The following is a 22,266-nucleotide window of genomic DNA, read 5'->3' as shown; positions in this document are numbered from 1 at the left end:
GAACTGGCAGAAGCACGCCCCGCAGTGCCACCGCAAGCCCCCGCCTGACGTCAAAACAAACCGTCATCGCACTGCCGGTCAGAACGCGACATCCGTACTCATCGCGAAACGACTCCCCAACTGACGTTCATAGCCAGCCGACAGCAGCCCGAGCACAGCGTGCTCCTGGTGGTGGGCGTGCCAGCGCTCCGCCAGGGCGCGGTCGGTGAACAGGGCCAGTCCCCGCGTCGTGTCGGCGGTCAGGTCGACGGCGTCGAAGCCGCCTGCGGCCTGGATGAACTCCATTGCGATGTCGTGGAAGCGCGGGCCGCGGAAGTACGAGACGTGCGTGTCGTCGGGTGCCAAGTCCTGGCCGCCCTCGTCGGACACGAGCGTGTGGGATGCCTTGCGGGACGCACCCTCGGGTGCCTCACCACAGTCCGGCGCGTGCAGCACACCCCGAGCCGGGCCCCGCCCTTCGCGCACCTTCGCCAGGACCCAGCCCGTAGGCCGGCGCTCCCCGAGGACCTCGCGGACCGTCGACGTCGGCGTTGGCGTCGGCGTCGGGGGAAGAGGCTCGGTGGGGACCTGGTCGTAGTCGATGCCGTCGACCGGCCGCACGTGCTCGGGCGCCCGGACCCACACCCGGTACTCCGCGGCCTCCACGCCGCCGTCCTCGAGGTCCCGGTAGGACGGCAGGCCCACGAGGTACACCCAGCCCGTCCCGGTCCGCCGTCGGCTCCACAACCGCGCCACGACCTCCTGCTCCGGATGCCCGAGCACCGGGTCGGCGGGCAGCACGACCCGCACTGGCACCGGCCTGGCCGCGTCATCGGAGGGTGTGGTCACGACCCCACCGTAAGCACCGCCGCTGCCAGCAGACGGACGTCACCGCTCGGGCAGCTTGCGGCGAAGAAGGTCCATCGCCTTCTTCACGTCCCCGAGCTGGTCGCCCAGCACCCGCATGCGCCAGTCCATGCGCTCCATCCGGGCGGCGGCCGCCAGCGACGCGAACGTCTGTGCCATCTGTGCCGCGCCCGCATCGCCCGCCATCGCCTGCTTGAGATACCGGGCGGCCATCGCCTCGTACCGCTTCGCGCGCTCCACCGCGCTCTCGTGCTGGGTCGCGTCTTCGTGCTCGGTCATGCAGCCCCTCCCCGGTTGGTCTCTCTTACCGTTGTACTGACCGCGCAGCACAGGCGGAGCGCCTGCGGATTCTCGGGCCGGAAAGTTGTCCACAGACCGCGGCTCCGGGCCCACTTTCCGCCGCGTTCTATCCACAGGCCAACGGCTTTACGGTTCGTGTCCGCTTCCGGGTGTCAGGTGCCGGGACGCAGATCGAAAGGGCACGGCCATGGCACAGACGAAGTTCGACCGGCAGGTGGAAGAGTCCGCCGAATCCCTCATGTTCGGCATCGGCCGGATCCTGGGCGGCCAGGACCTGGACGGCGTGAAGCGCACCGACGCCACCTTCCGGCGCTCGGGTACCCAGGTCCTGCCGAAGGTGGAGGGCAAGGTACGGCGCCGCTCCTACAAGCCGGGATGGCAGCGCCTGTCCTTCCGCCTCGCACTCGGGGCCGGTGTCGCGCAGAGCGGCTACCTGTCCACCCGGGACCTGGACGCCACCGTGCAGAGCGTCCAGGAGCTGTGGGACAGCCGGGAGACGGCGCTGGCGATGCTGGAGCCCGGCGGGATCGGCGCAGCCTCCGTCCTGACCGTGGGCAGCGCGGCGTACATGGTCCTCACCCGCCAGCGCCGCGAGCTGATGCGCGAGTGGGTGGGTCCGCTGCACGACGCGCTCCACCAGCCGCTCGGGCTGGCGGAGCAGACCGACCCGCGCCGCTACCTCCACATCCCGAAGAATTTCTCTGACGACGACGCGGAGATACGCATCGACCTGCCCCGCCAACTGGGCTTCTCCCGCGACGTCGTCGCCGACCTCATCACTCAGAAGCTCGCCCTTCAGGGCGTCACGTTCTCCTGGCATCCGGAGGGCCGCACGCCGTACGTGCTGGTGAAGAAGACCCGCAAGCCCCCGGCCAAGGCCGCCTTCAAGGACCCCAAGACGCGGGAGCTGGTGGCCAGGGCCAAGGAGTCCGCGCCGATCATCGGGTTCGGCGCCGGCGGGCGGATCGTCTCCGTCGACCTGGACGCCGAATCCCCGCACATCCTCGTCAACGCCTCCACCGGCGGCGGCAAGTCGGTGACCCTGCGCTGCATCGCCTGCCAGATGCTCCACCACGGCTCACGCGTGTTCGTCCTGGACACCAAGCGGATCTCCCACCCGTGGGCCCGCGGCCTGCCCGGCGTCACCTACTGCGCCGACATCGCCGACATTCACGACCAGCTCCTCGCCCTCGGCATGGAAGGCCGGCGCCGCACCCGGGCCGCCGACGAACTGGGCATCGACGCCGACCCGAAAGCCATCGGCCCACGTCTGCTGATCCTCCTCGAAGAGATCAACGCGACGATGAAGCAGCTGGCCCGCTACTGGGAGAAGACCCGCGAGTCCGGCGACCCGAAGGTCTCCCTGGCCATCGACGCGCTCAACGAGATCCTCTACATGGGCCGCCAGCTACGCATGCACGTCCTCCTGGTCGCCCAGTCCGCCACCGCCCGCGCCCTCGGGGGCCCGGAGACCCGCGAGCAGTTCGCCACCCGCATCCTCGCCCGCTACAGCGTCAACGCCTGGCGCATGCTCGCCCCCGAGGTCCACCCCGCGCCGAAATCCACGAAACACCCCGGCCGCGCCCAGGTCGTCATCGGCGGCTCCGCCAGCGAGACGCAGATCCTGTTCTTCACCCAGGACGAAGCCCGCGAGTGGGCCGGCACCGGCGAGGCAGCCACCGGCAAGCACGATGCCGTCCCCGCCCGGCCGGCCCCGGTGCAGCTGCAGAAGACGGCCGCCCCCGCCGACTTCCTGACCGACACCTGGAGCCTCACCCAGGGCCCGGCCGCCGACCCGGGCGACAGCACGGCCAGCACCACGGCGACACCTCCAGCGACCCCGGCCCCGGTCGACGGCGACCAGGCGGTGGGACTACGAGAGGCCCACCAGCACCACCTGCCGGACATCACCGTCGCTGCGCTGCGCTACGCCCGCGCCAACGACCGCACCTTCCCCAAGTCGGTCGACAAGCGCGGCGCTGAACTCCTCTACCGCGTCGGCGACCTCAAGAAGTGGGCGCGCAACCGCCCCCGCGCCGCCGCCGGGACCACCGACCTGGCCTGACCCTCACCAGCCGATATCAGAACGCGGTCGAACGGATACTGCCTGAGCGGCGTGTGCCTGTCCGAGTACCTCGGAAGCGCAGGTCCGCACTAACCGAGAGGGCGGTGTGGTCAAGCAACTGCACTTACCCAGACTGGGTAACCCCCTTTCTGACCTGCGCGGTAACTGGCCGCAGATCGACGGCAACTGAGCTCTGGTCAGCCTGTGACCGACCGTGGCAGGCTCATCCCCTCCAAGCGGGGAAAGAAGGCCGCGATGAGCGAGACGTCGAAGACCGAGCGGAACGTGTGCCCCGACTGCCAGGCCTGGCCCGACCGTGTGAATGCGCGCCTGAGTTCCCCATCGCCCCGCTCCCCGCGAGCGGTGCCCCCGGTCCTGCGGAGGTCAACCGACCGAATGAGGCTGGTCAAACCGACATATTGCCGGTTTGACCAGCCTCATTGCTTCGCAGAACCCGATTCGGCCCGCGTGGAGGCGTGTCCACTATCTGATGTGCGCCTGGGCTCCGGGGTGTCGTATCGTGGTGGGGTTCCTGTGCCGAGGTCTCGGTGGCAGTGACCGGATTTCCTGTTCCTTCTGTGTCGATCTTGGGGTGACGTCTTATTAACCAGGCCATGTAGTCGTCCGTGTTCCCCGCGTGCTGTTGTGTCGCACGTGTCCGGGGGCGGACGTCGCGCTGGCCTGAGTTGCGTCACCGTTCCCCGCAGTTTTCTTCCCGGGTGCAGCTCTGCCGTCTGCCCCGGGTTTCGTGTGTTCCGGCCCCGGTGCGGCTGTCGGCAGGGCTCCCCGATTCCTTTGGATCAGGAGTTTCCCGTCGTGTCTTCCTCCGCGCTCGACAACGAGCCAGAGCACACCACTCAGCACTCGAGCCACCCAGCACCCCACCACCCGAAAATGGCACTGGCGGCCTGGATCGCCCTCTTGGTGCTGCTGACCGCCGAGCTGATGAACATGCTCGACCAGTCGGTCGTCCTGACCGCCCTGCCCGCCATCCAGGAGTCGACCGGCGCCGGACCGATCGCGGTGCAGTGGCTGACCACCGCCTATTCCCTCCCTGTCGCCGTCGGGCTGATCACCGGCGGACGGCTCGGTGACATCTACGGCCGCCGCAGGATCCTGCTCATCGGCACCGTCGTGTTCACCGCCGCCTCGCTGCTGTGCGGACTGGCCACCGGCCCGGGCGTGCTGATCGGCGCCCGCCTGCTCCAGGGCGTCGGCGTGGCCGTGATGATCCCGCAGGTCCTGGCGACCATGCACGTCACCTTCGAAGGCCACAACCGCAGCAAGGCATTCGGCCTGTACGGGGCCGTCCTGGCCATCGCCAACGTCCTGGGCCCGGTCCTGGGCGGCGTGCTCACCCAGGCCGACCTGTTCGGGCTGTCCTGGCGGCCGATCTTCCTGGTCAACGTGCCCGTCGGGCTGGCCGTACTCCTCCTTGGACGCACATTCATCCCAGAGTCGACCGTCCGCAAGGCCGACCGGCTCGACTTGGTCGGGATGCTGCTGTCCGGCCTGGCCATCGTCCTGGTCCTCTTCCCGCTCACCGAGGGCCATGCCCACGGATGGCCGCTGTGGTGCTTCGTCATGCTCGCCGCCGGCGTCCTGGTCCTCGGTGTCTTCCTGCGCCACCAGCGGCGCAGGCAGGGCAACGCCCCGCTGGTGACCCTGGCCCTCTTCCGGGTCAGGCAGTTCTCTGGGGGCATGGCCGCGGACCTGCTGCACGGCCTGCTGTGCGGCCTGTTCTTCATGACCTGGACGCTGTACCTGCAGCGCGGCCTGGGCTTGAGCCCGCTTGAGGCGGCCGTGGCCTTCGTGCTGCTCTCCGTGGGAGAACTGGGCGGCGCGACGGTCGCGGCGAAGACCGCCGGACGTTTCGCCCGCCGTCTGCCGCAGGCCGGAGCCCTCATCGCGACCGCTGCGATGGTCGCCTACGGGCTCCAGATCGGCAGCCGCCAGGCTGACCTGACCCTGCTGGCGATGACCGCTCCGGTGGTGCTGATCGGCTTCGGCCTGGGCATGGTCTCCGGCCCGCTCGCCGATCTGTCGCTGGCCAGGGTCCCGCACAAGGACGCAGGCTCGGCCTCGGGCTTGTTCAACACCGCCATTCACCTGGGCATCGCGCTGGGCACCGCGCTCACCGTCGTGGTGTTCTTCGCCATCACCGGCGGCTCCCCCGACGCCGCGGTCAACCGCGACGCGTTCGTCACCGTGCTGTGGTGGGTCGGCGGCCTCCTCGCCCTGATGTGGGCGCTGATGTTCTGCCTGCCCAAGCACACCAACAACCAAGGCGACTGAGCCACCCCAGGTCCCGGCCGGCACATTGGCCGGGACCTGGTCCTCAATACCCTCCTCGCAGCTTGGGAACCCAGTAATGGCAATGGACCCGTGATGGCCGCGACATTTGCCCCGCCTGCTGGATGAAAGAACGACGATGATCGCCAACTGGCACGCGACTCGCGCCCAGGTTCGGGGCGCCGAGTGCTCAGTATTCGCGAACTCAGGCGCTTTCCCTGGCGGGTACATCGGCGAGTCCACGAGCAGAGAAATCGACTATGCCCACGCCATCGGCAAGCCGATTGCGTTCACCGATCCCGCCCCCGCCGCAACGTAGTTCGCCGCAGGAGCGACCCAAGATCCCAGGCCCTACACGCACACCAGTGCGATGCCACGCAGCCCGGGCGCACGGCATCAAACTGGAGTGCGTGTAGATCCTGGGATATGCACTGGGAGTGTGCCCCCGTCGGCCACCCGCCGTGCTGTCAGTGGTGAGCGCCACAATGGAACGGTGCGGTGCGGTGCGCACAAAGGGACTAGCTGAACAGAGAACGCCCATGACAGAAGCTCCTCAGTTCGTTGTCGCTGGCCGAGACCTTCGCCCCTACGTAGAGGAATGGCTCGCTGGTCTTGAGGACCCGAACGACATTTTGCTGATCGAGGCCCGTCGCGACCCGAACCCCCGATAGCGCGTGGACTATGGGGCCGCCTACGTCATGAAGGCAATCGCTCCGAAGGTGTGGGGCGACCAGGGTGGGGTGCAGGATCTCTTGCTCTTCGCGGTCATAGCCACCTATCCGGTGACAGAACTTCCGGACTGGGAGGACTGTGCGACGTTCGTCAGGCGGGCATTCGATCACATGCACCGCATCGGGGAAGTCGAAGCAGCTCGCAAGCTCCGAGCAGTAGTCCAGGCGCGAGCCAGCGATGAGCACGCCCGCTCACGGAGCGAGATGTACCGGGCGCTCGGACGGCCACTTGAGGCTGACCCCGCCCGCACTGCTTACTGGGAGCGCGAGCTGGCCAAGGGCAACGAACGGAGTCTCCGTGCAGCTGCGGTACTAGACCCAGAGGGACATAAAGCCCCATGGGAACAGCGAATCGGTCTGTTGATCACCTCGCCGCCCAACAGTGGACCGGCCGGGATTACGCCGCCCGGTCCACTGATCATCGACTGAGGCGGATGCCCGGCCCCCACACGAACTCGAGCTCGTTCAGGAAGACGGTCTCCAGCTCCTTCTCCCACTGGCCGCGCAGGAGGAACGGGGCGCTCTCCATCCGCTCCACGATGACCAGGGTCTCGGGCTGTCCGATCAGCGCGTACCGGCCGTGCGAGGCGGGCCTGCTGCCCGGCCCATGCGTGCGCAACAGCTCCTCCAGGCGGGCGCGGTGCTGCTCCACGAATGCCTTCAGGCGCTCGATGTACCCCTCGCGTTCCTCGGGGCGTACCGCGCTCAGCGCGACGTCCAGGAAGTCATCGCCGTCCGGCCAGTGACGTACCCCCGGCGCGGCCACGGCCCACGGGAACCACTCCGCCGCCGCCAGGACGTCCTTCGCGTCCAGCACCGCAGCCGGAGCCGGTTCCTCCACCAGAGTCTCCTGCGGGGCGGGGGAGGCGGGTTGCTGAAGGTGAGTGACCAACATGGCGTTGGACGCGGCGAGCCCCCGCCCCGTGGTGGCGGTGGTGTCGGCGATGCGCAGCAGGTAGCTGGCGACGTCGCGGACTCCGGCGTGCCAGCCGTCCTCGAACCGCGGCTCCGACCCGCGTGGGGCGCCGCTCTCGGAGATCCAGGTGCGGGCGCCGGCCACCGCACCGGCCTCCACCTTCTCTGCGCGTGCGAAATCCCGGTTGTGCCGTCGTGCTGGTTCCCCTGACTGAGGGGGAGTTGTGGTCGAGCATGGGCGCCATGGATCTGGCTGGAATCGCGGCGCTGTGCGCCCTTGCGGGCATCCCCATGACCTTGCTGGTGGCCCGTCAGCAGAAACGGACCGTGCTGGAACAGGCAGAAGCCGGCCATCGCACGGCCTTGGCACAGGCGGAGGCTGGCCACCGAGCTGCTATGGAGGCGGCAGAGGCGTCACATCGCAGTGCCCTGGAACTTGCGGAGGGCGCCCATCGAAACGCACTGGAACAGGCACAGCGCCTGGCAGAGTTCGAGTGGGAGATGCGGCGGTGGGACTCCCGCAGGGGGGTTTACGAGCAGTTCCAGCAAGCGGTGGACCAGGTGAGGCGTCTGGTTTTCTCAGAAGCGGAAGAACTACCAGAAACACGGGAAGCCACCTACGTCATCCATGAGCTCCAGCACCTCGTACACATGGTGGCCGCGCCAGACGCGTACTCCGCAGCCGTGAGGCTGTACTGGTTTGGGATAGAAAACATCCCCTTTGGCTCGATGCGACATTACCGCGTCAGGAAGTGGAACGAGGAAATCACTCCGCTGCGCCCTGCACTCGATGAAGCGATCAAGCGAGACCTGGAGACCCCTTAACGCTGGGTGGGAGGGGGTTTGTTGGTGTACAGCGAGGCGGCTGGTCTGGGGTGTTGCTAGTTCGCTGAGAGGTGGAATTGGCGGCTCGGACAGGTGGGTGGGGGTACCTGAGCTGGGGTTATGTGTTCTGTGCTGAGCGGGTCTGGGTCTGTTGTAGTTAGTTCTGGCGTGTAAAGGCCCGGTTGGTTTTTGTGCTGGTCAGGGCTGTTTTGTCTGCCTGGCAGGTGTGCCTATCGGCCTCGGCGGGGGCGGTGTTGGGTTTCGGCGAGGTGGTCGAGGCGGATGGTGTCGAGGGTGGTTTTGGTGATGCGTTCGGTGCCGTCACTGATGGCGGCTTGGTGCTGACTCTCACTTCCGCGCCGTTCGCCATTCTCATTTAGATTTCATCTGAGAGATGTCTATGGCCCACTAGTTGTAGGGGCGTCATGAGTTTGCTTCAGACGCAACATGAGAACTGCTGATGCAGGTACTTGAGAATCGCGAGTTCAGTCCACTGAGAATCACAATACGACGTAGGCTGTGACCTGCTGTTTCGCCCTGAGGGTGGCGAGATGGTCCTCGCCCGCTTCCCAGCCGACTGCGCTCGCATGTGCTGCACCTGGGTCAGCCGACGATAAGTCACTCCCGCTCCCGCGGGCTGTACGAGTTCTACGGCGCCGCGCTCCCGCACGGCGACGAAGACCGCAGCGGCTACGAACGCACCAACTTCAAGCACTGGATCGACGCCGACCACGACCACTGCACCACCCGCAGCGAAGTCCTCATCGCTGAATCCCGCATCCGGCCGACCATCGAAGAGGCCTGCAAGGTCACGGCGGGGGAGTGGTTCTCCTACTGCGCGGTCGTCCTCGCGCGCCGCCTCACGGCTCACCAGATCCCGATCCGCCAGACCCGCACGACCGCACTGATCGAACTCGCCCAAGACCTGCCGCCCGCCGTCCTCGCAGCCATGCTCGGCCTGCACATCATCACCGCCCAGCAATGGCGCCACCGCGCCGCCAACGACTGGACCACTTATCTCGAAGCCCAGCTGGCAGAACCGCAAGCTGGCACGATGAGCGCCCATGGAAGATCAAGAAGCTATTGAAGCCCAAGCTCTCCGGGTGGTCGCCGAGCTCTATCCCTATGCCCTGGGCGCCATACTCGGAGGCTCCGCCGCTCAAGGGCGCGCCACTGCGACCAGCGATCTGGATGTGGCCGTGCTCCTTCCCGATTCGGATGTCAGTCGGCGGGAGGTGATTCGTCACGAGGGCCGCATCGTCGAGTTGTTCCTGAACACCCTCGCGGACATACCGGAGTTCTTCGCATGGGACCGCGCCCGGCGTCGCGGAACCGTCCTCTTCGTCTATCACCAGGGTCTGCCTCTGACTGACCCTCACGGGCATGTGGTCTATGCGCGCCAGTTGGCCCAAGACGTCCTCGCCTCAGGGCCTTCGCCTCTCAGCGCAGCCGAGTGGGAACACGGTCGCTACGGTCTTACCTGCTTCCTGGACGACCTGATCGACACCCCACCGGACAGGCGGTACGAACAGCTTTCCCTCGCCGACCAGGTGCTGCGTAAAGCAGCAGACCTGCTCACCGCCCACCACGGTGCCTGGACAGGTATCGGCAAATGGCTTCCCCGCCGATTGCTCAGTGCCGACCCTGGACTGGGCAAAGCGCTGTTGGATGGGCATCAGGCCGTAGCCGAGCACGCCGATCCACGGCTGTTGGCCACGGCGGTGAAACAGGTGCTCGACCTGCTCGGCGGACCGCTGCTGGAGGGCTACTCCCACCCCTGGCGAGCCTGAGTTGTTGCCGACGTAACGGCCTTGTACCCGCACCTCACCGCAGCCACTCGCTGGTCGGAGCATTCGGGGGAAGCATGTCGACACCCGAGGCTGATGAACAAGCTTCTGATGCGCCGCAGGAGAAGTCGTACCCGGCCCAGTCGATAACCTGGACGTATCCGATTCGCTGGTAGAGGGCGTTGCTGGCCCGGTTGGCAGGGACCGCGAACAGCACGACGTCCGTCGCTCCTGCGGCCAGCGCGGCTCGGCTCACCTCGACCGTCACGGCGCCCGCGTAGCCGCACCCCCGAAGGTGAGCCGGGGTGTACACAGGGTCCACCCGGACCATGCCTGCAACCATCGACGTCGTGGCGGCCATGGAGACGGGTGTGCCGTCCGGGGTCTGCCAGAACGTGAAGTGCCTGTCGGCGAAGCGCGAGCCGGCCCAGGAGTCGATGTCCACGGCGGGGGTCTCTCCGACTGTGTCGACGAACTCGCCGACCCAGCGGACGAGTTGCTCATGGTCCTGATCGGCCACAGAGCGGCTGCCGCCTTTGGGAAGCGGCTCAGGTGGGGTGGTGCCGAGACGGTAGAGACGCATCCGCTTGCTGAGTGTCGGCACCGCGCCTGTGCGCCGCTGCCATGCCTCGGCGAAAGCGGTAGCGGTGCCGTGGTCCGCGCTGACGCCAGGGAGGGGGCGGCCGAGGTCAGCCAGGCGAGCGGCGAGCATGTCGGCCTGCTCGCGAGTGGCGGAGGTGAGACTCACGGGACCGGACGGCGTGCGCTGGTAGAAGGTGGCGCAGATCTCGCCCCCGAGCTCAAGTCGGCCGAATACAGGGGCGTCGCCGCCGCGTTCAGCCGCCCTTTCCGTTCGCAGCTTCTCCGTCACCGTCAGGGGCATGGTGTGCAGGGCAGGGCGGGAGCGCAGGAAATCTCCAGCTCGGGCAAGGAAGTCGTCGACGTCTTCGGTGAGGTGCCAGTCATCCGGGCGCATAATTCATGATCCCTGACGTACTCGACGCTGAGGAGCACTTGCCCGGACCAGATCCGCACCGGCCGAGGGTGCTCGGCAATAGATCCGGGCCGGACCCGGTGCATTTCGAGGTAGGCAGTGGTCCCGCCGCCCACCGGAGCATCAACTAGTAGGTCTACGACGGCGCCGTCGGGGGCACCGCCCGGCTTCAGAGACAGATACTCCGGAATATCGCGCATGAGGAATGACGCCTCCCGCCACTCGGCGCCTCGCAGTGGAGCCCGGCGCACCGCGAGGACTACGCCAACGACCTGGACGCGGAGCGCAGTCTGGTGGCGGTCACGGCGAAGACCAACCGGTCCAAGGCAGACCAGGATCCCGCACAGTGGCTGCCGCCGCTGGCCGACGCCCGCTGCACCTACGCCGCCGACTGGGCGGCCACCAAGCTGCGCTGGTCGCTGGCCGCGGACAAGGCCGAGGTCGCCGGGCTCCAGGAGCTGGCCGAGGGCTGCGGCCGCCAGCGGGTCGAGTATGTGAAGGCGCCGCAGGACAGCGCCGCGGTGTAGCGACGCACCCAGTGAAGGTTGTCACCAGCCGTCACCTACGACCTCGTACTGCTCTGTTGCACCTTCCTGGCAACACCGCACCGTGGGGCGGTGGTCCGCACCTGCAGCAGGCACGGACCACACCAGGTGTCGGTACGGCTTCTACTTCTCGGTCTTGCTGATGCGCCAGCCGACCATGCCGACGGCGCCGGACCCTGCGGTGGTGTCGATCTGCAGCTTGCCTCGTGAACCCGAGGTCCGCTGGGTGGCGGGCACGCCATCGCACCTCACCGTTTGATGATCCGGCTTCCCGCCTTCGATCGAGAGTTCGATCTTCCCTTTGCCTGCGCAGGCGACTTTCAGCTCGTACCGCGTGCTCGGGGACAGCTTTGACTGAGTGTGAATTCCATCGCTGATGCGTTCGAGGCCGGACTCGACGAACAGGGGGTCGCTGTCGTCGATGGCCTGCGTGCCCAGGGCTTCCTTCACCTGTGTGCCGAGCTTCTGCTCGTCAAGAGTTGGCGGGGTCTTGGTGGGCTCTGCATGCGACTTTGCGGGGGACTTACTGGACCCGTCTGAATCGTCAGCACAGCCGGTCAAGAGTGCCAGGGCCACTACCGCGCAGGCCGCCAACGTGTATCCCGGGGACAGTTGCGGGCTTCTCATGAGCTTGTCGTCCAGAACCGCCAGCCAGTTGACTTGGTGGGAAGCTTCGCTTTGCCTGAGCCGAGCTTCACCTTGCTGCAACGGTCGGCGCTCGTGGCGTACTTGGTCCACTTGACGTTGTAGCCCCACGAGCCGTACTGCAGGTGCCCATACTTACGGCCAGGGATGTCGTGGCTGTACTCGTGGCCAATGGTGACGCCCACCTCGCCGTACACCTTGACACCGAAGGTCGCCTTGGACTTCGCGATGATGGCGTTGGCGCTCGCCTCGACGCTGCCGCTCAGCTCAACGCCGACCTTGCCGGACTTCTCGACCTTGACCTTCATGGTGCCGCCTGGGCCGTCCTTGAAGGTGGTCCCGTTCCAGCGGGCTGGAACATGATAGTTCGTCTTACTCGTGGTCTTATACCACTTCTTGTACGGATTGTCGCACCTGGGCGGTGCGGAAGAGTCGTCGCTTGCCTCGGGCAGAGCATCGAGCTTGTCCTCGACGGCTGCCTCCTCGGCCGACATAGTGGGACTTTCCCCTGCGCTGTCGGCTGTCTCCTGGGTGGCAATCTGCTCGGTGCTGACGTCCTCCGGGGGCGCATCCGTCGATTCCTCGGCGCTGGCCGTAGCCGCGAATGAAGCGGTGAGGACAAGGGCCGCAGCCGGTATGAGCGCACGTCTGGTCGATACCTTGCGCATGGTTCCCCCTGGATACTTCTTTTGCCTGGTGAGGCTGGTCGAGAGGAACCTACAGGTACTCCGTGGTCGCACTCGATCACTGAGAGATCTTCTGAGCAACATTTGAGGGAGCCAGGAAGGGGCCTTGACCGCTCGAGTCAAACTCGCCGGAAACAGTTGGCCGTGAAGTCGTGCTCGGCGTCGTGGAGTTCGTTGCGGCGTTCCCATCGGACGGCGAGTCTTTTGAAGTGGTGGAGCAGGGCCGGTCCCCGGGGCACGCTACTGGGGAGGAAGCGGCTGCTCGGTGCCGTCTGCGAAGAGGTACTGGTGCATCTGGTGCAGGTAGTCGTAGAGGGCGTCCTCGTCATCGAATTCGATGTCGGTCAGCCGTTCGTAGTCGCCGACGGATAGCTCCCGAGCGCGCAGTACGCCCTTGAGTCCGTCGCGGACACCGTCGACGAAGGCGCTGTTGAACGCGTGGAGCGTCGGGCGCAGGTATCCCCGGGCGTCGTGGGCCTGCTCCATGTTCAGGTAGATCCGGATGAAGCGCTCAAGCTCTCTGGTCATGAATGCTCCTGCCGGTACGACGACGAAGACTCCGGTCGGGCCGGGTGCGAAGTGTGCGGGCTGCAGCCGGTGGGATGACTGTGCCAGGGCCGCTAGCTTGTGCGGGTGACACCCACTGATGATTGACGGTTCCCCGCCGCACTCGCCGCCGCGATGGCCATACCGTTGGACTACGCAGACGGTGACGGAGTCGAGTTCGAGCCCTTCACCGGGTTCCTGTCCGCTGAGGAAACCACCGACTGGTTTCGGGCGTGGACCGGGAACGGCGAACCACGCGGCGGCGACCTGCGGGTCTTCGGCCAGGACGGCTCGGGCGGGTACGCCGCTTCTGGCTGGTCCGCCCAGGCCGACTCCTGGCCGATCAACCCGTCGTCTTCCTCGGATCCGAAGGGGAGACCGGTGGTGTCGCCCGTGACCTGGGTTCCTTCCTGTGGCTGTTGGCCGACGGCTTCGGCCCTCTGGAGGCAGCCACCGCGCACCAGGACGGCTGGACCCCGCGCCCCATCAGGACCTGGCCGCCCAGCTCCCTGACCTGCCCGGCGGAATGCGGCCCCTGCGCGACCCGGACGCCACCGACGAGGAATGACCGGCCCTGGTCTGGGTGGATAAGTTGGCGGTTCACCCATGTTGGCGCAGGTTGTCGATACGGGTGAGCACTTCGTCGACGTGCGGGCGTACCTGGGCCTTGAGTTCGTGGCTCCAGGTCTCGTCCTCGTAGTGGCAGGTGCGGTACAGGTCCCTTGCGTGCGCCAGAGCGGGGCGGTGCTCAAGCGCGAGGTGGGCGAGGGCCCAGTCCGCGGCGGCGTCCTTGGGTTGGATGGTGCCGGTGGCGAGGGTGGTCCAGATGCGGGCGAGGGTGAGCAGGACGTTGCGGGTGTCGTCGGCGAGGTTGTCGAGGAGTTCGGGGATGCCCACGACGCTCGCCCGGACGAGGTCGGCGTGCGGCACGGGGTCGAGAATCTGGGCAGGGGGCGGGCCGGTGAGGGGGTGGTCGCCTGCCAGCACCATGCTGAGTGCGATGGCCAGATCCGGCATGGGGCAGGGCGGCGGAGGCCCGCTCTCCTGGAGTTCTTCACGGAGCCACTCCCCGTACAGGAAGTCCCCGGTTGGCGGGAACCGCCAGGGGCGGACCTCGGACTGGACGACGACGGTGACTTCGACCGGCCGGGCGGTGGCTGTGAGGCCGGAGATCTCCAGCAAGCCCTCCACAAGCGCCCGCCGCTTGCGCTCATCAAGGCTCTGCCGCGTGACGGCCAGGACGTCGAGATCGCTGGCCGGGCCCAGACCACCGAGCACGGCGGAGCCATGGAGGTACGCGCCGAGGAGCTCCGGCGCCAGGACGCCGCGGATGAGCCCGACGGTCTGTGGGACGACAGGGCCGCCCGCACGGGCGCCTGGCAGTACCTCCTCGAGGTCGCGACTCGCGGGGCCTGTGAGGCAGCGGTCAAGTTTCCCGCGGTGAACCTGCCCAGGTTCTGCCATTACCAGTACAGCCGTCTCTGCCTCGACCAGGAATCCCCGGATTTGGCATCGGGTTCTCAGCGCCGCCGGCCGCGCCGCACTCCGCCGTCAGCACCGGCACCCGCACCGGATAGCGTTCTGCGCATGACAACGGACGGAAGGCCGCAAGCGCCGACGCCGACGTGCCCGCGCTGCGGTGGGGGCGAGGTGCGCACGGTCGAACAGGCGCAGTCCGGCAAGGGCGCCCTGACCAAGAACCTCGGTACCCGCCTGGCGAAAGGCCCTGAGAAGAGCGGCGACGGCTGCATCCACTTCGTCGAGGGGCTCTTCCTGGGCCTCATACTCGGCGGTGGTCTCGCCTACAAGGGCGTGGTGGAGCACAACCAGCTGTACACGGTCGGGGGCGTGGTCCTCGGGCTGCTCATCTTCGCCGCCACCCTCGCGGTGGTGCGCGCGGACGGCCGGGAGAAGGACGCCGAGACGTCCGGCGAGACACTGGCCAACGAGTTCTGGCTGCCGGCGCACTACTGCTACAGCTGCGAGGGCGTTTTCTGCCCGGGCGGCACCCCTTGGCAGGGCGTGCTCACCCCGGAACAGTTCAAGAAACTGGTCTGGCGTCAGGGCTGCTACGACCGCCAGTTGCAGCCGGGCGACAAGGCGAAGGACGCGGAGATCCCACCGGGGACGCTGATCGAGGGCTCGTAGTGCTTCGATAGGTTCTGGGTCTGCTGGTGGCGAGGCGCCGGCCCCGATGAAGAACCAACCCTTTGACGACTTCTCGACTGCGTCACGCAGCCGTGCCACGATCCGCTCGTATCGGTCCACGATGACGCTGCCGAGCATTTCCGAACTGGGCACCACAACCCGCCCCCTGCCCGGTCGGAGCACGGCGCCCGCAGTCGTGGAGAGGAACTCCGACCCGCCTGGTACCGGCAGAATCCGCCCGCCCGCCCAGCCCAGCGCTTGGGCCTAAGGACTGTCCCGTATAGGCGTGTGAGCTGGGACGTTGACTGACGGTACGGTCGTGGGGTGGAGTCCGAGAAGGTGAACCAATGCCCCTTGCACGGGTCCGGCGCACGACCTGAGGTCCTGGTCGGGCGTCGGCTGGAGGAGGTCGTCGCCGCGTGGCATCGGAGCGGTGACGAGAAAGCCGAAGACCCTCTGGACGTGTGGTTGATCGACAGCCAGGGCAGTTTCATGCACATCACCACCGGCTCGGACTGGTGCCTGATCGTGGAACCTTCGAGCCCGCACGAGGGATACGACATGGGCAGTTGGGGACGCGTCGAGGTGACCACGGTTGGTGATAGGACACCATTTACCACCCACCTTGGAGAAGACGTCCTGGCGGTGAGGGAGGAGTTCGAGCCCCACTCTGGCTGCATCGCCATCGAGGTCACCTTCGTCTCAGGTCGGGTTCGTTGCGACAGCTGGGCTGGAGACCTCCGCCTTTCCACGTGAGGCCACGCGTTCAGTCCCACCTGGCCACGATGTGATGATCTTGGTGTGGCTGGTGCGATCACGGCGTCCGAGCCGTCCTGGATAACCCCCTTCAGCGGGCTGAGCCCGCGCTGCTTCGGCAGGTTGGTGACCGCGCTGCGGCGCGAGGGTGCCGAGGCCGTACGGCGCGGCCGGCCGTGGGGTCTGACACTGGAGAACCGGGTGCTGCTCGTGACCGCGTACTGGCGCACGAACTTGACGATGCGTCAACTCGCCCCGCTGTTCGGCGTCTCGAAGTCGGCGGCCGAACGGGTCATCGGCCATCTTGGCCCGCTTCTCGCGCTTCAGCCCAGACAGCGGTTCGCAAAGAACTCCGTCTTTATCGTGGACGGCACCCTGGTGCCCACCCGCGACCACGCGATCGCCGAGCAGTCCAAGAATTACCGGTACTCCACCAACCACCAAGTGGTCATCGACGCCGACTCCCACCGCGTCGTCGTGGTTGGCCGACCACTGCCAGGCAACCGCCACGACTGCTAAACCTGGGAAGAATCGGGAGCGAAGGCCGCCGTGGGCAAAACCATGACGATCGCCGACGGGGGCTATGCGGGCACCGGACTCGTGATGCCGCACCGCCGTCGGCCCGGCGAGGAACTGCCCGACTGGAAACGGCAACACAACCGGTCCCACAAGCAGGTACGCGCACGCGTCGAGCACACCTTCGCCCGCATGAAGACCTGGAAGATCCTCCGCGACTGCCGCCTCAAAGGTGACGGCGTTCACCACGCCATGCTCGGCGTCGCCCGCCTGCACAACCTCAACCTCTCCGGATAGGTCGGCCATCGGGCCGTGACCGGCCGACACTCACCCGAAGACCATTGCGGGACAAGCCTTAGCAGCCTGAGATTCCCTACGGTTTCGGGAAGTTGAGGGGGCGGGATGTCGCTCGCAGTCGTTGCACCTTTGCGCGGTGTTCAACATCACTCCGGAGACCGGACTCCGCTACACCCGCTTCTTCCACCCCGACCCCACGGACAGCGACGACGTATCCGGCTGCAACATGGAGACATAGTGACCGACCACCACGCTCACCTGCTCGCCGCCATCGTCGAGCTCGGTGGTGAGCTGGAGTTTCCAGCTACCCGTAACGGGCGCTTCAGGGGCGCGGTCATCCCAGAATGCTGCGCGGTCAGCGCCGGGCGCCGCCGATGCGGCGGTCGTCGGCCAGTGCGGTAAGGGGGCCGAACTCGCGGGCAAGCTCGTTCCACGTCAGAACCTCGCCACAGCGGGCCGGGAACTCCTTCGGGGTGAACTCGGGCATGGTCCAGGTGCCAGTGCCCCGGTCCCGCAGCCACAGGTCCCCGTCACCGTCGACCACAGTCGGCGGGACCGGTACGGGCTCGGCCTGATCGGTGGGCTCCCAGGTGACCCGGCCCGGGTGGGAAACGCGGCGCAGTTCGGTGGTGGCCAGCCGCGCGGCCAAGTCACGGGTGGACTCTTCGGCGTCCTTGACCGACGCGAGTCGAAATGCGTCGTCAAGTACGGGTAGGGCTGGATTCTTGCTGCGCTTTGAACTCATACGCTGACTACCTCCGGTGGGGGGCGTCACATCCGTTATGGCACCCCGTAGAGGAATACGGTATCCGAGGCGGGAGCCGGGTCAGCTACGACGACTGTCCAGGTGGAGGCGCTGGCACACCGGGCGGTGGGGCTAGGTGGTGAGCGGTCCTGGACGTGGCGCAACCCGTGGTGGTAGCGCTCAGATATGGCGGTCCGGGTCTGAGAAGGTGAGGCCGCCGGGGGCGAGCGGACGTCGGGCCAGAGCGTGCCAGCAGGCATTCGACACCGTCTTCGGCGGCTAACTGCTGCTTCAGCAAGTGCGCGTGGCCCGGTTCGATGGCGCAGTCCACGTCGGCGCGGTGCCGGCCGATACCCTCGACTTCGGCTAGCCAACTACTCCGGCGACAGCGCCATGCTGTCCGGTGCCAGCGCCATACACACGCGCACCAACAGGGCCAGATGAAGCGGGCGCTGGAGCGGGCGGATGAGATCGCCGTGTACCGGCTGGGGCGGGTGAAGCTGGACAAGCTTCCGCCCCAGCCGGCTCGCCGCGCTGGCCCGGTACGGGCTGGGGTCGAAGGCGACGAGCCTGGAGCGGGCGAGCGAGCCGAAGCGCACTGCGATGCTGACGGCCAGTTCGAGGCGCCGTTCGACGTTGGACGATGAATGTCAAGATCAGGTGACGGGATCGCCGTCCCACGCGCTGACCTCCTGTAGGCACAGCGTGATCGACTTCTTCTTGTCGTCGGTCGTCCAGGACAACGCCAGGCCGTCGGCGCAGCCCCTCCCGTTGACCGAGAGCACCTTGTACGTCTTGTCCCACGGGACGGGGAAGCCGCAGGGCTCGATGTAGGCACTGCCCTTTCCACCGTCCTCGATACGGACGCAGTCGCCCGCCTCGGCCTTGAAGATGTCGTGCGAGTAGACCGTCGAGTAGAGGACGAACCCGATGACCAGGACGACACCCCCGAAGCCGAGCCACCCCGGCCCGTCGTCGCGCCGCGGCTTCGGGGGCGTCTTCAGCGCAGGCTTTGAGGTCGGCTTCGAGCCCGTCTTTGGCTTGGGCTTCGCCGGCGCCTTCGTCGCCGTTTTAGGCTGCGACTTCGGTTTGGCCGTCGCCTTTGGGCTCTTAGCGGCGGATCCGGCAGTCTTCGGTCGTTTCACCACCCCCACCAGGTCGCCGACCCGTACGCTCTCCCCGGCCACCGGGCGGGTCTCCCGCAGTTCGCCCGCTGCCGGGGAGACGACCACCGCGCGTAGCCGCCCGTCGGTCACCGAGAAGAGCGTCTCTCCCATCGCGACCGTCTCCCCCGGCCGTTTGTGCCAGCGGGTCACCGTCACCGAGTCCGCCCCTGCGAGTTCCCCCGGCAACGACGGCAGCACCACCGGTACGATCCGGTCCGCGCTCGCTCTCCTGGCGTACAGCGCGCCCATCGCGTCGGCGACCTCAGCCAGCAGCGCCCCGCGCAAGCGCTCGTCCACCGGGCCCGGGTCCCCGCCCGGCTCGTCCATGATCCAGGTCGCAGCCAGCGCACCCCGCTCCACGATCATCGTGGTGATCTGATCGGGGTTCTGGCGCGCGGCGGGCGCGTACGACTCCGCCGCCGCCGCGAACCGCTCCAACAGCTCGGTTGCCGTGGGTCGTTGCGCCGGTTCTTTGACAAGACACGGCACAAGCAGGTCGGCGAGCGTGAGCGGGACGCCAGCCAGGTCAGGTTCTTCGTGGACGACGCGGTGCAGGACCGCGAATGTAGCGCCGCCGCCGAACGGGGCGCGTCCGGTGACGGCGTGCACCAGCAGGCTCGCCAAGCTGAACACGTCGGATTCCGGGCCGACTTCACCGTCCGTGGCCTGTTCCGGCGACATGAACGCGGGGGTGCCGATTACCCCGTGCGCGGTTAGGCGGGTGGCCGCATCCAGGGCACGGGCGATGCCGAAGTCGATGATGCGAGGGCCGTCCTCGGCGAGGATGACGTTCCCGGGCTTGAGGTCGCGGTGGACCAAGCCGTGGGAGTGGATCGCGGTGAGCCCCTCGGCGAGTCCGGCGCCGAGCGCGGCCACCGTTCCGACTGGCAACGGCCCGTGGGCTTCCACCGCCTCCTGCAATGACGGTCCGGGCACGTACGCCGTCGCCAGCCACGGCACTTCGGCCGTCATGTCGGCATCGACCACCATCGCCGTGTAGAAGCCGCCGACCTGACGCGCTGCCGCCACCTCGACGGCGAACCGGCGCCGGAACTCCGGGGCCTTCGCGAGATGCGGCCGTACGACCTTAACGGCGACCAGCCGCCCGCCCCGCGAGCGCCCCAGGTACACGTCCCCCATGCCCCCGCCGCCCAGGTGTCTCAGCAGGACGTACGGGCCTATCCGGGAGTCCGACCACAATGCTTCGGGCATGACGGCAGTCTGATCGTTGAGGGCGGCCTCGGTACGTCCTTCTAGAAAATAGGGTGCCCAGTAGGCGGGGTCAGTGTGGTGCTCGCTGAGTTGGCAGGCGCGTACTGGCTGGAGAGTTCGGTGCACGAGTCGCCGGAGGACTGCTGGTGCGGTCCGCGGACCGCAGGGGACCCGACTGACGGCGGGCCTCTCCCTGAACGCGTACATCGTGCGCGGCTCGCCGTCAGGCGCCCCTGGACGCCGCGCGGCGTCTTTCCGAACTTGGTCTCGGTCAGGACCTGGTGGGCGAGGGCGACACGCTGTGAGGCGCGGTGAGGTCTGGACGCTGGCCGATGGCCGCAGCGTCCTGGTGGTCTCGCTCGACGGCCTGGAGGACGCGTTCGGCGCGGTGCTCGCCATCGTGCTGCATCCCAGCGGGCGCTACCCAGACACGGCGATGTCCGTCGTGATCGGTGACCCGATGCCGTGCACGGCGGTTGCGGTCAACATGCAGCAACTGCGCGTGGCACGGTTCGATGGCGCAGTCCACGTCGGCGCGGTGCCGGCCGAGACGATGTCGCGCGTGGACCAGGCGCTGCGCGCTGTTCTGGATCTGTGAGGCGGGGGCCTCACCACGGCATGCGGTGAGGCCCCCGGTTCGCGGCGGTCGCGGCGGCCTGGCCGCAACGCGCGGCCCCGGACGCGCGACGTATCCGGGGCCCTCACTGAAGTCTGTGTGCCTGGATTCCAGGGCTTTCTGCGGATCGTCTCGCCGACCGCCGCAGCCCGCCATCCCTCACACGAGCGACTGGTCCCTGCCCGCCCTGCGAGCAGCGCGCGGTGTCAGTGTTGCAACGACCCCTGGAATTCGCCATCTGACGGGGGCCTTCATGGAACGGCCGAGCCGGTCCAGCTGTCGCCGAAAGATGGGCCCTGACAGCGCCACCGGAGTAAACATAGGACGCCCACGGCGGCTTCTGCCGCAGTGGCGAAGGAGGCGAAACGGTGGACTCCGTTGAGGAGATGTTCTGGATCGCAGTGGTATCAGCTGCTGTGTGCTTCGCTGCGGGCCAAGTCTGGAGCTGGCTCTGGGACCTTTGGTGGGAGCACTCCGGTAAGCACAAGCACCGCAGTGATGGTGGCCGTGCAAGTAGCAGTGGCGCTGGCGGCGAGTTCGGCAGCGGCAGCTTCGGCGACGTCGATGGCGGCGATGGCGGCGACTGACCGCCGTCGGGAGGCCCTGGTCACGCGCGCGGCACGCCCTCGCCGACCGGTTCGGCGTGCGCGACCTGGCGCTGATGACGCTGCACTTCGCCGTCGCCGGACGCGAGCACGAACTCGCCCACCTACGCGTGCGCGACATCACCGAGGACCCCGAGGGCCGTGGCCTGGTGGTCGACGTCCGGGTCTCCAAGGTGACCCCGCGCGTGGTCGCTGTACCGTTCGGCTCCCGGGCCCACCTCTGCCCCATCCGGGCCTGGCGCCGTTGGCGCGCGGAGCTGGGCCCCGACGCCGCCCCCGAATCCTTCGCCTTCCGCGCCCTGTACAACTGGTGGCACACCGTGCTGCCCAAGGGGCTGGACCCCGAGACGGTTGGCGACGTCCTCACCCGGATCGGCGCACGCGCCCAGCTGGACGTCCGGCTCACCGGCCACAGCCCGCGCCGCGGCCTGGTCACCGAGTCCTCCCGGGCGGGTAACCCCGACGCCGTCATGGAGAAGCGGGGCGGATGGGCACCCGGCTCCAAGGTCATGCGCCGCTACCGCGAGGCCGACGAGGCGTTCAAGGAGAACGCCCTGCACGGCGTGCTGTGACTCCTGGCAACTGGCCCAATTCCTTCCAACTCGCCAGCTTTGAAAAATTCCTCCGCCATTCCGGAGGGCCATCCCGCAGCCGGAGGAAGCCCCCTGGTCGACGGGCATTGCCACTTGACGCACGAACAGACACACGCATCCAGATCCACCCGCCAGCGGGTTGCATGACGGGGCCTCACGCAGGAAGGGCTCGGCCCGGAGGATGTCCCGGTCGGCGTCATCGAACTACGCGCCCGGATCCAGAAACTAGCGGTGCCGGGTTGCCCGGACACAGTGTCCGGACGCGCAGCGGGAGCCGGATAGCCCGGTTCCCAGAAGCCCTGCCGGACGGGTGCACGCCGGAGTCGCGCGACGCCGTCGAGACGGGCAGGGCTCTTGCGCCCGACGCCCAGCGCCGAGGGTCCGACGCCGATGGACACCAGCAGGGAACTGGATTCTCGGACCATCGGGAACTCT

The 22,266-nt window shown here is 67.6% G+C and carries 21 protein-coding genes and 3 pseudogenes; 14 read left to right on the top strand and 10 right to left on the bottom strand.

What is annotated here, in order from left to right:
- Nucleotides 1-78: 78 nt before the first annotated feature.
- Nucleotides 79-828, bottom strand: coding sequence for a hypothetical protein (locus ACZ5CR_RS36705; protein ID WP_468865794.1), 750 nt, complete (start codon nt 826-828; stop codon nt 79-81).
- Between the two features lie 39 nt (nt 829-867).
- Nucleotides 868-1,125 (bottom strand): hypothetical protein, encoded by a 258-nt coding sequence (locus tag ACZ5CR_RS36700; protein WP_468865792.1) that lies wholly within the window; start codon nt 1,123-1,125, stop codon nt 868-870.
- Between the two features lie 208 nt (nt 1,126-1,333).
- On the opposite strand from ACZ5CR_RS36700, the gene ACZ5CR_RS36695 reads away from it, so the two are divergent.
- Complete coding sequence (locus ACZ5CR_RS36695) at nt 1,334-3,211, top strand: helicase HerA domain-containing protein (protein ID WP_468865791.1); 1,878 nt, start codon at nt 1,334-1,336, stop codon at nt 3,209-3,211.
- Between the two features lie 816 nt (nt 3,212-4,027).
- Nucleotides 4,028-5,506 (top strand): MFS transporter, encoded by a 1,479-nt coding sequence (locus ACZ5CR_RS36690; RefSeq protein WP_468865789.1) that lies wholly within the window; start codon nt 4,028-4,030, stop codon nt 5,504-5,506.
- Nucleotides 5,507-6,652: 1,146 nt separating this feature from the next.
- Here the strand turns inward: ACZ5CR_RS36690 and ACZ5CR_RS36685 are convergent.
- Complete coding sequence (locus tag ACZ5CR_RS36685; RefSeq protein ID WP_468865786.1) at nt 6,653-7,294, bottom strand: hypothetical protein; 642 nt, start codon at nt 7,292-7,294, stop codon at nt 6,653-6,655.
- A gap of 89 nt (nt 7,295-7,383) precedes the next feature.
- Here ACZ5CR_RS36685 and ACZ5CR_RS36680 point away from each other — a divergent pair, with 89 nt between their 5' ends.
- The 4 genes from ACZ5CR_RS36680 to ACZ5CR_RS36665 all read left to right on the top strand — a co-directional run bounded on the left by ACZ5CR_RS36680 (nt 7,384) and on the right by ACZ5CR_RS36665 (nt 9,764).
- On the top strand, nt 7,384-7,974 hold the full coding sequence (locus tag ACZ5CR_RS36680) for a hypothetical protein (RefSeq protein WP_468865784.1): 591 nt from the start codon (nt 7,384-7,386) through the stop codon (nt 7,972-7,974).
- 182 nt (nt 7,975-8,156) lie between these two features.
- Nucleotides 8,157-8,354, top strand: coding sequence for a hypothetical protein (locus ACZ5CR_RS36675; protein WP_468865783.1), 198 nt, complete (start codon nt 8,157-8,159; stop codon nt 8,352-8,354).
- Between the two features lie 209 nt (nt 8,355-8,563).
- On the top strand, nt 8,564-9,061 hold the full coding sequence (locus ACZ5CR_RS36670; RefSeq protein WP_468865782.1) for a hypothetical protein: 498 nt from the start codon (nt 8,564-8,566) through the stop codon (nt 9,059-9,061).
- A complete protein-coding gene (locus ACZ5CR_RS36665) occupies nt 9,039-9,764 on the top strand; it encodes a nucleotidyltransferase domain-containing protein (protein ID WP_468865780.1) in 726 nt (241 codons plus the stop codon). Before ACZ5CR_RS36670 ends, ACZ5CR_RS36665 begins: the two co-directional genes overlap by 23 nt.
- A 34-nt stretch (nt 9,765-9,798) precedes the next feature.
- Here the strand turns inward: ACZ5CR_RS36665 and ACZ5CR_RS36660 are convergent, their stop codons facing one another.
- Nucleotides 9,799-10,737, bottom strand: coding sequence for a GNAT family N-acetyltransferase (locus tag ACZ5CR_RS36660; protein WP_468865777.1), 939 nt, complete (start codon nt 10,735-10,737; stop codon nt 9,799-9,801).
- A gap of 242 nt (nt 10,738-10,979) precedes the next feature.
- Here ACZ5CR_RS36660 and ACZ5CR_RS36655 point away from each other — a divergent pair.
- Nucleotides 10,980-11,282: pseudogene (locus ACZ5CR_RS36655) on the top strand (HNH endonuclease); the annotation flags it as partial.
- A gap of 141 nt (nt 11,283-11,423) precedes the next feature.
- On the opposite strand, the gene ACZ5CR_RS36650 reads toward ACZ5CR_RS36655, so the two are convergent.
- From ACZ5CR_RS36650 to ACZ5CR_RS36640, 3 genes are all read right to left on the bottom strand, one after another.
- Entirely contained in the window at nt 11,424-11,750 is a 327-nt protein-coding gene (locus ACZ5CR_RS36650) for a hypothetical protein (RefSeq protein ID WP_468865776.1), read from the bottom strand.
- A gap of 173 nt (nt 11,751-11,923) precedes the next feature.
- Nucleotides 11,924-12,613: a hypothetical protein gene (locus tag ACZ5CR_RS36645; protein ID WP_468865774.1), complete on the bottom strand. Its 690-nt coding sequence runs from the start codon at nt 12,611-12,613 to the stop codon at nt 11,924-11,926.
- A 258-nt stretch (nt 12,614-12,871) separates the two neighbouring features.
- On the bottom strand, nt 12,872-13,159 hold the full coding sequence (locus ACZ5CR_RS36640; protein WP_468865773.1) for a hypothetical protein: 288 nt from the start codon (nt 13,157-13,159) through the stop codon (nt 12,872-12,874).
- A gap of 153 nt (nt 13,160-13,312) precedes the next feature.
- On the opposite strand from ACZ5CR_RS36640, the pseudogene ACZ5CR_RS36635 reads away from it, so the two are divergent.
- Nucleotides 13,313-13,668, top strand: a pseudogene (locus ACZ5CR_RS36635) (SMI1/KNR4 family protein); the annotation flags it as partial.
- A 109-nt stretch (nt 13,669-13,777) separates the two neighbouring features.
- Here ACZ5CR_RS36635 and ACZ5CR_RS36630 read toward each other — a convergent pair.
- Nucleotides 13,778-14,641, bottom strand: coding sequence for an aminoglycoside adenylyltransferase family protein (locus tag ACZ5CR_RS36630; RefSeq protein ID WP_468865771.1), 864 nt, complete (start codon nt 14,639-14,641; stop codon nt 13,778-13,780).
- A gap of 123 nt (nt 14,642-14,764) precedes the next feature.
- On the opposite strand from ACZ5CR_RS36630, the gene ACZ5CR_RS36625 reads away from it, so the two are divergent.
- The 3 genes and pseudogenes from ACZ5CR_RS36625 (at nt 14,765) to ACZ5CR_RS36615 (ending at nt 16,894) form a co-directional block, all read left to right on the top strand.
- Nucleotides 14,765-15,325, top strand: coding sequence for a hypothetical protein (locus ACZ5CR_RS36625; RefSeq protein WP_468865769.1), 561 nt, complete (start codon nt 14,765-14,767; stop codon nt 15,323-15,325).
- Between the two features lie 324 nt (nt 15,326-15,649).
- On the top strand, nt 15,650-16,081 hold the full coding sequence (locus ACZ5CR_RS36620; protein ID WP_468865767.1) for a hypothetical protein: 432 nt from the start codon (nt 15,650-15,652) through the stop codon (nt 16,079-16,081).
- A gap of 45 nt (nt 16,082-16,126) precedes the next feature.
- Nucleotides 16,127-16,894, top strand: a pseudogene (locus ACZ5CR_RS36615) (transposase).
- Nucleotides 16,895-17,249: 355 nt separating this feature from the next.
- Here the strand turns inward: ACZ5CR_RS36615 and ACZ5CR_RS36610 are convergent.
- Together ACZ5CR_RS36610 and ACZ5CR_RS36605 are read right to left on the bottom strand one after the other, a co-directional pair.
- Entirely contained in the window at nt 17,250-17,639 is a 390-nt protein-coding gene (locus ACZ5CR_RS36610; protein ID WP_468865765.1) for a hypothetical protein, read from the bottom strand.
- Between the two features lie 656 nt (nt 17,640-18,295).
- Nucleotides 18,296-20,017 (bottom strand): serine/threonine-protein kinase, encoded by a 1,722-nt coding sequence (locus ACZ5CR_RS36605; RefSeq protein WP_468865762.1) that lies wholly within the window; start codon nt 20,015-20,017, stop codon nt 18,296-18,298.
- Nucleotides 20,018-20,318: 301 nt separating this feature from the next.
- Here ACZ5CR_RS36605 and ACZ5CR_RS36600 point away from each other — a divergent pair, with 301 nt between their 5' ends.
- The 3 genes from ACZ5CR_RS36600 to ACZ5CR_RS36590 all read left to right on the top strand — a co-directional run bounded on the left by ACZ5CR_RS36600 (nt 20,319) and on the right by ACZ5CR_RS36590 (nt 21,810).
- Entirely contained in the window at nt 20,319-20,615 is a 297-nt protein-coding gene (locus ACZ5CR_RS36600) for a hypothetical protein (protein ID WP_468865760.1), read from the top strand.
- 386 nt (nt 20,616-21,001) lie between these two features.
- Nucleotides 21,002-21,220, top strand: coding sequence for a hypothetical protein (locus tag ACZ5CR_RS36595; protein WP_468865758.1), 219 nt, complete (start codon nt 21,002-21,004; stop codon nt 21,218-21,220).
- Between the two features lie 56 nt (nt 21,221-21,276).
- Entirely contained in the window at nt 21,277-21,810 is a 534-nt protein-coding gene (locus ACZ5CR_RS36590) for a site-specific integrase (protein WP_468865756.1), read from the top strand.
- Nucleotides 21,811-22,266: the final 456 nt, after the last annotated feature.

The sequence above is a fragment of the Streptomyces sp. NPDC031274 genome, from assembly GCF_055570235.1.
The sequence above is the reverse complement of the archived record's forward strand: the minus strand, read 5'-3'. Positions and strand labels throughout refer to the sequence as shown.